Here is a 12,973-nt window from a genome sequence, read left to right on the forward strand (position 1 = left end):
CCGGCTCCACGCGTCAACGGGGCACGGCCCCGCCCCGACGCACAAGCGTCGATGTGGGTCTCCGAGCAAGCTTGGCTCGACCGCAGGCGCTACCCCGCGTCAGGCCGAGCGCCTCCGGCGGGCCTCGGCGCGGCAGAGCGCCGCGTCAAGACGCGTCAAGACGCGTCAAGACGCGTCAAGGCCGGATACCTGCATGCGCGTGCTCTTACGGCAATCTTGCCGCAATCCTGCCGTAAAAAAGGTGGACGAGAAGGTGGAAGAAGGCGGACGAAAAGGTGGAAGCACGATGGATCCGAGCATACACAATCGTCCGATTTCCATTTACTCGGTCGCGTGTTCGAGGTAACCACCGTGCATGGTGGGAACACGCATGCGCTGTGTGCTCCCCGCGAACCCATGGAAGCACGTCATCACGTGGGCTCGGGGCTCGGTCACGGGCACCTGGCCGCGTCAGGCGGGGCTACTTCCTTTACTCCACGTCGAGCATCTTCATGGAATCGATTCCGCGCCTCACCTATTTCAGCGGTCGTGGTCGTGCAGAGAAAATAAGGCTCCTCCTCGCCGAGGCGGGTATCGACTACGAGGAGGTCGACGTCGGCCCGTGGCACCCGACGGACAAGCCACCGCCGTTCCTGGACCTCAAGGCCTCGGGCAAGCTGGCGTTCGGAAAGCTCCCGCTCTGGGAGGAGCCTGGTGGGGCGCACGTGGTCCAGAGCGGCGCGATCCTGCGGCACATCGCGCGCAAGACGGGCCTCTACGGCCGAGACGCGCTCGAGGCCGCGGCATGTGACGAGATCGTCGACGCCGTGGAAGAGGTGGTCGACCGCGCCCGCGCCATCATGAACGCCGAGCCCGCGAAGCTCGCCGAGCTCCTACCCGTGGTCATCGGGGAGGAGCTGCCGCGGTGGCTCGAGCAATTCGACCGGATCGTCAAGAACAACCCCTCCGGGTTCTTCGTGGGCAGCTCGGTCACCGTGGCGGACACCACCGTCTTCAGCCTGCTCGAGATGCTCAGCGACAACGGGCTCTCCGAGTCCATCGCGACGTACCCCGGGCTCTCCGGCTTCCTGCAGCGGATGAAGCAGCGCCCCGGGCTGTCGCGGTATCTCGCCTCGCCTCGCCGCCATCCGCCCCAGCTCCTCGTGTCGATGTGACCGGGAGTCACTCGCCCCGTTCGTGATGCGGCGCGCCGCCCGGCGCGCCGCCACGGATGTTGCTCCGCGATCCGGCGCTCGCGGCTCGGGACCTCGTTGTCGAGGCCTCGCGGCTCCAGCGCACTGTTCCAGGCAAACCTCGCGACCAGCCGGCGCTTCATGCTCTGGAGTTGACGGCCGACACAGGTTGAGGACCCTCACAGGTTGAGGGCCGTCACAGGTTCACGGCCGACACGGGTCGACGGCCATCACGGGTCGACGGCCATCTCAGGTGGCGGCCGATACGGGTCGACGGCCGGGGCAGCTGGCGGCCGACGCGGGTCGACGGCTGACACAGGTTGTCGGCCGACACGGGACAGGAAGGAGAGGGACAGAGATGCAAGCGAATTCGCCGGGGAGCTGTACCATCGCGCGGAGGGCCGCGCGGCCGGACGTGGAGTTTTACCGGGATCTAGAGCGGAGGGGAGAGCCTGTCGTGCTCACGGGCGCCCTCGATGCCTGGCCCGCGCGCTCCAAGTGGTGTTTCGACTGGTTCCGCGCGACGCACGGCGACGTCACCGCCCCCGTGGAGTGGCTGAGGTACCACCGCGCCGCCGACGGCTCGGTGGAGCGCGTCGGCAAGGTCGAGATGATGCGCGTGCGCGACTACGTCGACGCGCTCGTCGCGGACGACGGGCGGCTCGCCGGCGGCTATCTCATCGGCAGGGATCTGTTCGAGCGCCTCCCGGGGCTGCTCGCCGACGCGCACTTCCCCCGCGTCGAGGTGAGCGAGCGCCTAACGGAGCGCCTCATCTTCATGGGGCCGCGCGGCGCGTTCACCCAGCTCCACTACGACCGCGCGCACAACCTGCACGCGATGCTCGTGGGCTGTAAGCGCTGGCAGCTCTATGCGCCTGACCGGACGCCAGAGCTCCACCCCGGCCGCTACGAGTTCCCCTGGTCGGTCATCAGCGAGAACGACCTCGCCCCCTGGGGCGGCGATCCGGAGCGGCTCCCCGGCGGCGTCAAGCCCGATCACGACATCATCCTCGAGCAGGGGGAGGTCCTTTACCTTCCCTACGGGTGGTGGCACCGCGTCGAGACGCTCGCCCCGTCGATCGCGACGAACCTGTGGTGGTTGAGCTGGCAGCTGCTCGCCGAGCACGGCCCGGGTCTCGTGCGCGACATCGCCGCCGGCACCGTGCGCGCGAAGCTGCGGCGCTACGAGCACATCACCGCCGGCAGGAAGTACCGGAACGAAGAAGCCTGAGGCCCCCGCGAGCAGGCGGATCGGCGCTGTCGATCGCGCCTGCTCCTGCGCTCCCCTGCGCCGTCACTCCACCTCGATGACGACCCCCACCGCGGCGGCGCCCTGCTGCACGTTGACGACGCCCGAGCTGTCGGCGTCAGGGCCGACGCGGACCATGCTCCCCGCGAAGAGATCTCCCATGACGAAGAGCCCCCAGATGACGGTATGGGGGGCCACGACGCCGTCGCTCCGCAGGTAATGGTAGGGCCGCGACACGACGTGCTCCTGCACCACCCACGCGCGCGGCTGCTCCAGGGCCTGGGTGACCGCCTTGTCCCACGCCGCCGTGGTGGCGCTCCGCCCGATCACGACGCTGTCTCCCCCGAAATCGCGCCCCAGCTTGAGCACGAGATCCTCGCGCCGCCCTGCGAGCAGCTCCGGGAGATAGACGCGCTCTTGCCCGCGGGTGACCTCCACGGGCGCCACGACGCGCGTCCAGGGGACGAACCTGCGGGCGGCGTCCCGATCCTCGGGCGCGAGCAGGTCGCCGTCCTGGTGCTCCGAGAGGAGCGCGAGGTTGCGCTTGTCGTCGAGGATGTCGGCCGCGGGGCCGTTGAACAGGGCAACGGAGCGCGAGCGCAGCGCCGCCCACGTGCGCGCGACGAACGCCGGGCCGCCGATCTTGAGGCGATCGCGCGCGTTGAACTCGAGGAGGGCGTGCAGCCGCTTGCCGCGGAGGGAGAGCCGCCCCTCGGCCTCCTCGAGCTGGCCATAGGACGCGAGCAAGATCTCGCCGCGCGCCCCGTGCGCGCCGAGGAATTCGGCGTACTGGCCGTTCAAAAACGCGCTCGCCATCTCCATCGCGCTCGGCGGCGGTAGATCGCTGTCGGAGAGCAGGATGCCGATGTTGCACTCGCCCTCCCACGGCACGACGCCGCGGGCCTGGTCGACCACGTTGCGGAAGAAGGCCAGCAGGCTGTTCGCGGGCTTCACCCGCACGCCACACTGCGCGACGAACCGCTGCACCACCGGCTCCCCGAGCACCACCATCGCCTGCAGCATCGTCTCCCAGCCGCCGACGGCGGCGACGACGTTGAGCTCGAGGCACTTCAGGCCAGCGTCGGTGTCGATGAAATCGCCCCGCGAGATGGCGCCGCGCGCGTCGCCGGAGAGCGACATCGCCTCGATGGCCCCCGCGGCGCGCTCCACGTCGATATCGTAGAACGCGGCCACCCGCGCGGGGTCGCCCCCGAGCACGCGCCGCGGCAGCGACCTGACGGCGCGGGCCATGCTGCGCGCCGCCTCCGCCATCCGCTCCACCCGGCGCCCGTCCACCAGCGTCGGCCATGCGTGCAGCGGGTAATGGATGAGCGGCGAGCGCTCGAACGGCGCGAATCCCTGGCGCTTTCGGGCGTCCGGCTCACGGTCGGCGAAGTCGAGCCACGCGGCGCTCGCCGGCGACAGCTCCCGATGAAGCTGCCTCACCTCCGCGGAGACACCGCCCCGGGGAGAATTCACCTGGTGATCCATCATGTGGGTTTCCTCTGTGGCGCTCACGCGGCGCCGTGCGACGCGAAGGCATCCGCGAGCAGCTCGTAGGAGCGAAGGCGAACGCGGTGATCGTGGCAGACGGTCGTGATCATCAGCTCATCCGCCTGGTAGTCGGCGGCCATGCGGAGCAGCTGCTCCTTGACCTCTGCCGGCTCCCCGACGACGAGGCGCTTCCGATCGAGCTCGATCGTCTGCAGGTCCTCGGGGTTGTACGGGTAGGCCTCGGCCTCCTCGACGGACGGCACGGGGCCGTCGATCACCCGGCGGGTCCGCACCGCCAAGAGGTCGTTCGTCCGGGCGAGCCGGCGCGCCTCGCCCGCCGTGTCCGCGCAGATCACGTAGACGCCGAGCGCGCTGCGGGGCGCCGACAGCGCGCCCGAGGGCTGGAACTGCGTCCGATAGCCGCGCGCGAAGACCCCGCCGCTGAACGGGTTGAAGAAATGGGCAAAGCAGAACGCGAGCCCGTGGCGGGCAGCCAGGGCGGCGCTCTGCTCGCCGGTCCCCAGCGACCATATCTCGGGGACCTCGTCGATCGCCGGCCTCACCTGCTGGACGTCGCGCAGCTCCTCGGAGGCCGGCGGCGCGCCGGTCATGAAGGCGATGAGATCCGCGAGCTTCTGCGGGAAGACGTCGCCCTTGCCCGGCGCGCCGTACGCGAGGGCCCGCGACATCGCGTCCGAGCTCCCCGAGGAGCGCCCGATGCCGAGATCGACACGCCCGGGGAACATCGCCGCGAGCAGCCGGAATACCTCGGCCACCTTGAACGGGCTGTAATGGGTGAGCAGCACCCCGCCGGAGCCGACGCGGATGCGCGACGTCATCGAGGCCACGCGGGCGATCATCACCTCGGGAGCCACCCCGGCGAAGTGTCCGGAGCCGTGGTGCTCGGCCAGCCAGAATCGGTGATACCCGAGCGATTCGGCGGCGCGCGCGAGCTCGACCGTGTTCCGGAATGCATCGGCGGCCGTGCCGCCACTGACGAGAAGCGAATGATCAAGGACGCTGAGCTTCACGAGGCGGCTCCTTCACGATGTGGCCATGACCGCGCCCGCCCCGAAAAAGGACGAACGAGGACATAGGTAGTCGAACCTACCACGATGGCGCGCGGCATGGAAGCGTGGTGGCTCGGCTGCCGGTGCGTTGCGGCTCGGCTGCCGGTGCGTTGCGACGGGCACCGCGGTGGTGGTACGTGAGGTAGTTCGCTGTTCGTGGAGGGGCCGGCCCCCGGCCTCCCTCATGTTCCGGCGATGCGCCTCGAGACGCTCGTGAGCGCGCGGTCCTCGGCGGAGCAGCGCGGCGCCTCCGCCGTCGCGCGGAGGTTTGCTGGTTGAAAGCGTTCTGGATCCTCTATGCCGGCCGTTTGCTCTCGGTGCTCGGCTCGGCGCTCACCTCCTTCGCGCTCGGCGTGTGGGTCTACCAGCAGAGCGCCTCCGCCACGCAGTACGCGCTGCTCATGATGTTCTCGCGGGTCCCCTCGGTGCTGCTCGCGCCGTTCGCGGGGTCGCTCGTGGACGGCATGGATCGCCGCCGCGTCCTCGTTGGCTGTGCGATCGGCGAGGTCGCCACCTCCGCGACGCTCGTGCTGCTGCAGCGCGCGGGGGCGCTGCAGGTGCATCACGTGTACGTGCTCGCGATCGTGAGCTCGTGCCTCTCGACGTTCGACTGGCTGGCTTTCTCCGCGGTGACGACCCAGATGGTCCCCCGGGAGCACCTCGGCCGCGCGGGGGGCGCCGCGCAGATGGGCAACGGCGTGGCGCAGCTCGCGGCGCCGATGGCGTCGGCGCTGCTGCTGGAGCGCGCCGGGCTCGGCGGGGTGCTCCTCATCGATTGCGCGACCTTCGTCGCCGGGCTCCTGCTGCTCTTGCCGGTGCCCATCCCGGCGCTGCCCGCGGCCGCGCGCGGGGACGAAGGGTCCGCGTGGGCCCGGCTCACGCGCGGCTGGACGTACCTCCGCACGCGCCGCGGTCTGTGCTGGCTGCTCGGTTATTTCGCGGCGATCAACCTCCTTGTCGGCATGGTCAACGCGCTCGCGGCGCCCATGCTCATGGAGCTCGCGTCGGTGCGCGCCCTCTCCGTCGTCGTGACGGTCGGCGGCCTCGGCCTGCTCGTCGGCAGCGTCGTGATGGTCGCCTGGGGCGGGCCGCGGCGCCGGGTCCACGGGATCCTCGGGTTCATCGCGCTGGGGGGCGCCGCCATCGCCGTCGCCTCGACGTCCCGCGCGCTGCCGGTCATCGCCGCCGGCGCGTTCGTGTTTTACCTGTGTCAGCCGTTCTACGGCGGATCGAGCCAGGCGCTATGGCAGACCCAGGTCCCCGCCGCGCTCCAGGGGCGTGTGTTCGCCGTGCGGCAGATGGTCGCCATCTCGACCTTGCCGGTGGCCGCCGCGATCGCCGGGCCGCTCGCCGAGCACGTCTTCGAGCCGCTGATGCGCGCGGACGGCGCGCTGGCCCCGCTCCTGGGCCAGGTCGTCGGGACGGGGCGCGGTCGCGGCATCGCGCTGATCGTCGCGCTCGCGGGCGCGGCGATGTTCTTCCTGTCGTTGATGGCCAGCCGCGTTCCAGCGCTGGCCCGCCTCGAGGACGAGCCGTCCGGCGACGAGCCGCTGCAGCCGTCCGGCGACGAGCCGCTGCAGCCGGCCGCCTGAGCCGTGCTTCGCGCGTTCCGTCACTCGCCGTGCTTCGCGCGTTCCGTCACTCGATGAGCAGCAGCCCGCGCTTCTTGCCGCTCGAGGGGTCCACGGTGTCGATGGCGGCGAAGAGCTTGTCGCGCTCGACCAGCCAGGGCTTGAAGCTCTCGTAGACGTCGAGAACGTAGACGAGGTCCTTGTCCTCCAGGTAGCCGCCGAGGGGCGAGTGGTGCCCGCCGCCGATCGTGAAGATGGGCTGGCGGGCGAAGTTCACGATGTAACGGCGCGCCGGATCGTTCGAGCGGCGCAGGTGCTCGTGGAACTGCTCGGGGGTGAGGTCGCGCAGCACGGTCACGGTGCGGCCGCGGGCGCGCCCCACCTGGGCGACCTCGTCGAGGGTGAGGCCGCCGATGCAGATGCCGGTGAGGCAGAGGCCGGAGCCCTCGAGCGCCGCCGACTCGTCGGCCACCGGGGAGCCCATCGAGGCGAGCACGTTCACGAAGCTCGCCGGCCCGCAGAGCGTCCCATTCTGCTGGAAATGGAGCGACTGCGGGAACGTGCGCGCGACCGGGAGCGCCTTCGCCTCGCCGAGGAGCGCCGGCTCCTGGTGCACCGAGCGAGCCACGAGCGCCGGATCGACCGTGGGCTGGGGGCCGAAGCGGATGGAGAGATAGAGGCCGGCACAATAGAGGACGACGAGCAGGGCCACGGCCACGGCGGCGATCCGGAGGGCGCGCTTCATCGGGCCATTAAACACGAGTGGATAGCCCGAGCAAACGCTTTCCCGATAGCCGATCTCCAGGGGCGTCCTCACCGGGGAAGCGAGACGTCGAGGCGCCAGGGACGCGAAGAATGCAGCGGCGAGCGAGATCGCGCAGGGGAGATCCTGTGCGCTCGATCCGACCGATGAGCCGGAGACTCAGGGCGGTGGGCGTCGGCTCGCCGGCCCGGGGCACACGCGCGTCAGGCTCCCTGGCGGGGCTCCTCGTGGGTGGAGCGAGCCTCGTGTCGCGCAGCGTCATCCCTGAGGGCGCGGCGGGCCACGCCGTGCGGCGAGGATCTGCGGCTTGCGGGGCGCGGACCCCTCCCGGAGCAGCGGCGCTCGTGGCATCCATGTCCTATGTCCACGAATCGACCCCTTCGCGATCTCAGGCCGCCGCCGCGTCTCTCCCGGGCGCTCCGCCCGCGGGGCGGTCCTTCTGCGAGCGCGCTGGCGCGGCGCGCGGCGCCACCAGCGCTCGCGCTCTCGCTGCTCGTTGCGGGCTGCCAGCAGGACGCCGAGCCGCCGCCGGTGCGCGCCTCGGGCTGCCCTCGTTGCGCCGCGCCGACGCGGATCGGCGCCCTCGCGGGGGGCCCGATGGACGAGTGCTCCGGCGTCGTCGCCGGCGCGCTGCACCCGGACGCGCTGTACGTTCACAACGACCGCGGCGACGGCGCCCGGTTCTTCGCGATCGGGCAGAGCGGCGCGCTGCAGAGCGAGGTGGAGATCACCGGCGCCGGCGCCGTCGACTGGGAGGACATCGCGCGCGGCCCGTGCCGCACGGGCGGGGGGAGCTGCCTGTTCATCGCGGACATCGGCGACAACGACGGCGAGCGCGACCGCTATGCGATCTACGGCGTGCGGGAGCCGGAGACGCTCGGCGCGCCGGGCTCGACGACGGCCGAGGTGTTCGTGCTCACGTACCCCGACGGGAGCCACGACGCGGAGACGCTGCTCATTCACCCCGTCACCGGGGCGATCACGATCGTGACGAAGGTCAACAAGAACAGCTCGCGCATCTTCGAGCTGCCGGCGCTGCCCGCCCCGGGGGAGACGGCGACGCTCGTCGCGGCGGGCTCGATCGAGCCGCCCAGCGGGAGCGAGCGCATCACCGCCGGCGATGTCCACCCGGACGGCACGGGCGTGCTGCTGCGGACCTCGACGCGGGTGTTCTACTACCCGATGGCGCCGGATCAGACCGTGGCGCAGGCGCTCGCGGAGGCGCCGTGCTCGCTGCCGTCGCCCGACGAGGAGCAGGCGGAGGCGATCGCGTGGCTGCCCGGAGGATGGGACTACGTGACGGTCGGCGAAGGGGAGCAGGCGCCGATCCACCGCGTGTCCTGCGAGGCGCCCTGAGGGGGGCTCGGGGCGCGACCGCGAGGCACACCTGGAACACCGACGATGAGGCAGCCCGGAGATCAACGCCAAGGCGCAAAGGCGCAAAGGCGCAAAAAAGCGATTTCCTCCTTGCGTCTTTGCGTCTTTGCGCCTTTGCGTTAAATTCTCGTATCTTCTCCGTCTTCTCAATCCGTTTGTCTTTCTAGCGTGACATCGAGAAGCGATCCTGCGACGTCGGCTGCCCCGGCGCATCCTGCGCCCGTCGATGTACTCGTCTCCTGTGCTCCTCCGGACGACGAGCGAGATCGCTGTCCTGGGGCGGTTGAACCGCCCTTCCATGATCGAGATCGATGTCCCGGGGCAGTCGAACCGCCCTGCGAAGACCGAGATCGCTGTCCCGGGGCGGTTGAACCGCCCTGCCATGATCGAGATCGATGCCCCGGAGGCGGTCGAACCGCCCCTCCATGACCGAGATCGATGCCCCGGAGGCGGTCGAACCGCCCCTCCATGACCGAGATCGATGCCCCGGAGGCGGTCGAACCGCCCCTCCATGACCGAGATCGATGCCCCGGAGGCGGTCGAACCGGCCTTCCACGAGCGAGAACGGTGGTGCGGTACTCCAGCGCGGACAGCGCCGCAGAGGATCGGACCGCCAAGGACGCCAAGAACGCAAAATAATTGAGATTTCTTGGCGTCCTTGGCGCCTTGGCGGTTCCCGAAGTACCGCACGTTCGGCCACAGTACCTCACGACCCGAGCTCGGTGTCCCGGGGCGGTTCTGCCGCGCTCAGCCGATGCCCAGCCGCCGGGACGCGCGGATGCCCACCTGGCGCGTCGCCTCGATCATCGGCGCCATCCTCTGGAGCGACCTCGCCGTCATCTCGGGCCCGGCGAGCTCGGGGCTGCCCGTGCCGTAGGGCGGCTCCGGCGCGTACTCCATGTCCAGCTCGCACTCCCTCGCGACCTCGTCGCCGCACAGGCGCCCGGCCAAGCGCAGCGCCATGTCGAAGCCACCGGAGACAGGCCCCGAGGTGAGCCGATTCCGGTCCTCGACGATGTTCCCCCTGGTGGGGATCGCGCCGTAATAGGCCAGCTGGTCGTGCATGTGAAAGTTCGTCGTGGCCCGGTAGCCCTTGAGCAGGCCCGCGGCGCCCAGCATCAGCGCGCCCCCGCAGACGCCGGACAGCCACGCCGCGCGGCCGCCGACGTCCGCGAGGAACGCGAGCGACTCTTCGTCCTCCATCATGTCGGGCGGGATCGCCGGCACGTGGAGGATGTCGAGCGTCTTCGGACAGTCGCTGAAGGAGGTGGTGGCCCGCGTCGTGAAGCGCGGGAAGCCCGCGATCTCGTCCCTGTTCTTCCACACGAGGTGCAGGTCCACGTTGGGCAGGAACCCGAACACCGTCTGCAGGCCGATGTTGTCGGGCAAGAAGAAGCCGGGGCAGACGAAGAGCGCCACCTGGAGCTTGCGCTGCGTGGGGGGGCTCAGGGGCGATGTGACCATGGGATCATCGTGAACGCTCATCGTGGAGTCCTTTCTCGTCTCACGCGAGGACGCGACGTGGCGCGCGCCGCGCGAGCGGCGCTCGTGACCATGCGCCCCGCGCGGGAGGGGAGAGGGACAAAGCACCTGCATTTCCTGCCCCTGCCGCGGCGGGAAGGCTGGCAGGAAATGCGGGCGCTTTGTCATTGCGGTCAGGCGCGGAGCGGGTAGCGTCGTCGCGTGAAGCGGCCCCGCCCCTCGAAGAGCGCTCCGCGAGGCTCGTCGAGCGGCCACGCGCCGACGCGAAGGATCGTCGTCGTGGCCTACGACGGCGCGAGCGCCATCGACGTGGTGGGGCCGGTCGACGTCTTCGCCTTCGCCTCGGGCGTCGCCGTCCCGACGCGCCCCGGCGCTCCCCCGGCGTACGCCGTCGAGATCGCCTCGCCGTCGGGCGGCGTGATCCGGACGCTCTCCGGGGCGCAGATCGTCGCCCACAAGGCGCTCGAGGACGTGGCCCCCGGCGCCGATACGGTGCTCGTCGCGGGGGGCGACACCCGTGAAGCGATGCGCGACGACCGGCTGCTCGGCTGGCTTCGCGCGGCGACGCCCGAGGTGCGGCGCATGGGCGCCGTCTGCACCGGCGCCTTCATCCTCGCCGCCGCGGGGCTGCTCGCGGGGCACCGGGCAGCCACCCACTGGCGCGCGGCGGCCGAGCTCGCGTGCCAGTTCCCCGCCGTCGAGGTCGACGCCGACGCGATCTTCGTGCGGTCCGGGAAGATGTACACGTCGGCCGGCACGACCGCGAGCATCGATCTCGCGCTGTCGCTCGTGGAGGACGATCTCGGGTACGACGCGGCGCTCGAGGTGGCGCGGGGCATGGTGGTGTTCCTCAAGCGCCCGGGCGGACAGTCGCAGTTCAGCCGCCCGCTGCTCGCGCAGACGGCGGCCACGGGGCCGCTGCGGCGCGTGGTCGAGTGGGCCCTGCGGCACCTCGACGCCGACCTGCGCGTCGAGGTGCTGGCCGAGAAGGCCGGGATGAGCCCCCGCAACTTCGCGCGGACGTTCACGCGGACGCTCCAGACGACGCCGGCGAAGTTCGTCGAGGCGGCGCGGCTGGAGCAGGCGCGCTCCTGCCTGGAGGGCGGACGCGCGTCGATGAAGCAGCTCGCGCGCGACTGCGGCTTCGGCACGGACGAGCGGATGCGGCGCGCCTTCCAGCGCACGCTCCAGGTCACGCCGGAGGAGTACCGGCGGCGCTTCGGGCGATCGTGAGCCGACGCGGCGCCCTGCGCGCGGCGAGCGGCGGGGGCGCGCGGCGCCCTCGTCTCCCGTGTTATCCGGAGAAATGGCCCCCGGCCGCGCGCCGTGGGATGGCCTGCCCCAGGTCCTGGCCGGCCGGCGTCTCCGGCCGAGCGCGACGGAGGAGATCATGTTCCATAACAAAGGCTACGCTCTCTTCATCGGCGTCAACGACTACCGCGCCTTCGATCGATCGACAGGCAAAGCCGCGGGGACCAGCGATCTCGAGGGCAGCGTCAACGACGTCGCCACCTTCTGGCAGGCGTGCATCCGGATGGGCATGCGGCCCGAGAACCTGCGGGTCGTCACGAGCCCGCGCGCCGATCTCGCCCACCTGCCCGGCGCGACCGAGGCGAACCTCGGCGAGGCGACGGAGAAGGGCGTGCGCGACGCCCTCGGCTGGCTCGCCGACAAGGTCGCGGGCGGCCGCGCAGGGCTCCTCACCTACTCGGGTCACGGCGCGCACACCCCGGAAAAAGGGCTGCTCCTCTGCCCGAGCGACGTGCGCGGCGCGGGCTTCGAGCACGCCATCGCCTTCACCGAGCTCCGCGCGCTGCTGAACGACGCCGAGAACCTCACCGTGGTGCTCGACTGCTGCCACGGGAGCGGCGCGGCCCCGGACGCCCGCGGCCGCCGCCCGCGCTCGCTCGTCGAGGCGGCGCTGCCAGGAAGGCTCCGCGACGACGACCTGCGCATCGGCGCGCGCGTGCTCGCGGCCTGCAAGCCCGGCGAGGTCACCCAGCAGGCAACGATCGACGGCCGCCCCCAGGGCGCGTTCACCTGGGCCGTCGCCACGGTCATCGAGCAGTGGACCGCGAAGGAAGACGGCGACGGCGGCGTGTACCTCACGCTGAGCTACGGCGACCTCGTGGAACGGACGCGGCGCCTGCTCGGCGCGCTCGAGTTCGAGGGCACGCCGCACATTTACGGGGAGCCGGGCGTCCGGCGCCTCGCCGTGCTCCAGACGGGGAGCCGGCCGGAGAAGACAAGCCACACGCCGGACGCCGGACGCCAGCTCGGGCAGCTCGACGGCGGCATGAACAACTACCGTATCTACACGCTGACCGCGATCAGCAACCAGGTGCCCACGCTCCTCGCCCAGGTGCTCGTGACAGGGGACTATCCGCCCGGCAGCTACAAGGCACAGACGGAATACTACTGGATATCGAACAGCCTCCCCAGCAACGCGGACAGCATCGAGATCACGGCGGTGGACGGAGGAACGCTGCCGGCAGGGACCTACAACCTTCGCTGGGCACAGAGCGTGACCTGGACCGGGAATCGCCCGCCGAAGAACGGCTCCACGTATTTCATCTACGCTGGCACCGGCGGCGCTCCCACGTTCGGGCTCAACTGGGGCCTCGAGTACAACGCCTCGACGGGCAAGTGGAACGGATCCCTCGGCTGGTACAACACCACCGGCTCGAACCTGTTCGGCGGCATCGCGGCGAGCAGCATCGACTACACGGCGCCGAACAACACGGAACCGCCGGCGGGCCTCACCTACAAGGCCGAGAAATCCTGGGGGTGAGGGC

Annotated in this window: 10 protein-coding genes; 6 read left to right on the forward strand and 4 right to left on the reverse strand. The window is 70.9% G+C overall.

The genetic code is table 11. From position 1 onward, the window contains the following. The first annotated feature begins 491 nt into the window (after positions 1–491). Together WMF24_RS09490 and WMF24_RS09495 are read left to right on the forward strand one after the other, a co-directional pair. Entirely contained in the window at positions 492–1,154 is a 663-nt protein-coding gene (locus WMF24_RS09490) for a glutathione S-transferase family protein (protein WP_437736055.1), read from the forward strand. A gap of 376 nt (positions 1,155–1,530) precedes the next feature. Continuing rightward, positions 1,531–2,403 carry a cupin-like domain-containing protein gene (locus tag WMF24_RS09495; RefSeq protein ID WP_437736056.1) on the forward strand — a complete coding sequence of 291 codons (873 nt, stop codon included), beginning with the start codon at positions 1,531–1,533 and terminating at the stop codon, positions 2,401–2,403. A gap of 63 nt (positions 2,404–2,466) precedes the next feature. Here WMF24_RS09495 and WMF24_RS09500 read toward each other — a convergent pair whose 3' ends face one another. Then, entirely contained in the window at positions 2,467–3,915 is a 1,449-nt protein-coding gene (locus tag WMF24_RS09500; RefSeq protein WP_437736057.1) for a hypothetical protein, read from the reverse strand. A gap of 20 nt (positions 3,916–3,935) precedes the next feature. Then, the gene (locus WMF24_RS09505; protein WP_437736058.1) at positions 3,936–4,946 is read right to left on the reverse strand and encodes an LLM class flavin-dependent oxidoreductase; all 1,011 of its coding nucleotides are present in this window, start codon (positions 4,944–4,946) and stop codon (positions 3,936–3,938) included. 314 nt (positions 4,947–5,260) lie between these two features. Here WMF24_RS09505 and WMF24_RS09510 point away from each other — a divergent pair, with 314 nt between their 5' ends. Further along, a complete protein-coding gene (locus tag WMF24_RS09510) occupies positions 5,261–6,577 on the forward strand; it encodes an MFS transporter (protein WP_437736059.1) in 1,317 nt (438 codons plus the stop codon). Positions 6,578–6,623: 46 nt separating this feature from the next. Here WMF24_RS09510 and WMF24_RS09515 read toward each other — a convergent pair whose 3' ends face one another. After that, complete coding sequence (locus tag WMF24_RS09515) at positions 6,624–7,301, reverse strand: phytochelatin synthase family protein (RefSeq protein ID WP_437736060.1); 678 nt, start codon at positions 7,299–7,301, stop codon at positions 6,624–6,626. A 378-nt stretch (positions 7,302–7,679) separates the two neighbouring features. Between WMF24_RS09515 and WMF24_RS09520 the strand changes: the two genes are divergently transcribed. After that, positions 7,680–8,675 (forward strand): hypothetical protein, encoded by a 996-nt coding sequence (locus tag WMF24_RS09520; RefSeq protein ID WP_437736061.1) that lies wholly within the window; start codon positions 7,680–7,682, stop codon positions 8,673–8,675. Between the two features lie 768 nt (positions 8,676–9,443). On the opposite strand, the gene WMF24_RS09525 is transcribed toward WMF24_RS09520, so the two are convergent. Next, positions 9,444–10,181, reverse strand: coding sequence for a DJ-1/PfpI family protein (locus WMF24_RS09525; protein ID WP_437736062.1), 738 nt, complete (start codon positions 10,179–10,181; stop codon positions 9,444–9,446). 267 nt (positions 10,182–10,448) lie between these two features. On the opposite strand from WMF24_RS09525, the gene WMF24_RS09530 reads away from it, so the two are divergent. Beyond that, entirely contained in the window at positions 10,449–11,411 is a 963-nt protein-coding gene (locus tag WMF24_RS09530) for a GlxA family transcriptional regulator (protein WP_437738784.1), read from the forward strand. A gap of 157 nt (positions 11,412–11,568) precedes the next feature. Further along, positions 11,569–12,969, forward strand: a complete 1,401-nt coding sequence (locus WMF24_RS09535) for a caspase family protein (protein ID WP_437736063.1) — start codon at positions 11,569–11,571, stop codon at positions 12,967–12,969. Positions 12,970–12,973 lie beyond the last annotated feature (4 nt).

The organism is Sorangium sp. So ce1335 (assembly GCF_051521615.1).
GTDB lineage: Bacteria > Myxococcota_A > Polyangia > Polyangiales > Polyangiaceae > Sorangium.

Excerpts from the sequence above, each read along its gene's own strand:
- WMF24_RS09535 (WP_437736063.1), top strand. The coding sequence starts at position 11,569 with ATGTTCCATAACAAAGGCTACGCTCTCTTCATCGGCGTCAACGACTAC.
- WMF24_RS09495 (WP_437736056.1), top strand. The coding sequence starts at position 1,531 with ATGCAAGCGAATTCGCCGGGGAGCTGTACCATCGCGCGGAGGGCCGCG.
- WMF24_RS09490 (WP_437736055.1), top strand. The coding sequence starts at position 492 with ATGGAATCGATTCCGCGCCTCACCTATTTCAGCGGTCGTGGTCGTGCA.
- WMF24_RS09515 (WP_437736060.1), bottom strand. The coding sequence starts at position 7,301 with ATGAAGCGCGCCCTCCGGATCGCCGCCGTGGCCGTGGCCCTGCTCGTC.
- WMF24_RS09525 (WP_437736062.1), bottom strand. The coding sequence starts at position 10,181 with ATGAGCGTTCACGATGATCCCATGGTCACATCGCCCCTGAGCCCCCCC.
- WMF24_RS09500 (WP_437736057.1), bottom strand. The coding sequence starts at position 3,915 with ATGATGGATCACCAGGTGAATTCTCCCCGGGGCGGTGTCTCCGCGGAG.
- WMF24_RS09520 (WP_437736061.1), top strand. The coding sequence starts at position 7,680 with ATGTCCACGAATCGACCCCTTCGCGATCTCAGGCCGCCGCCGCGTCTC.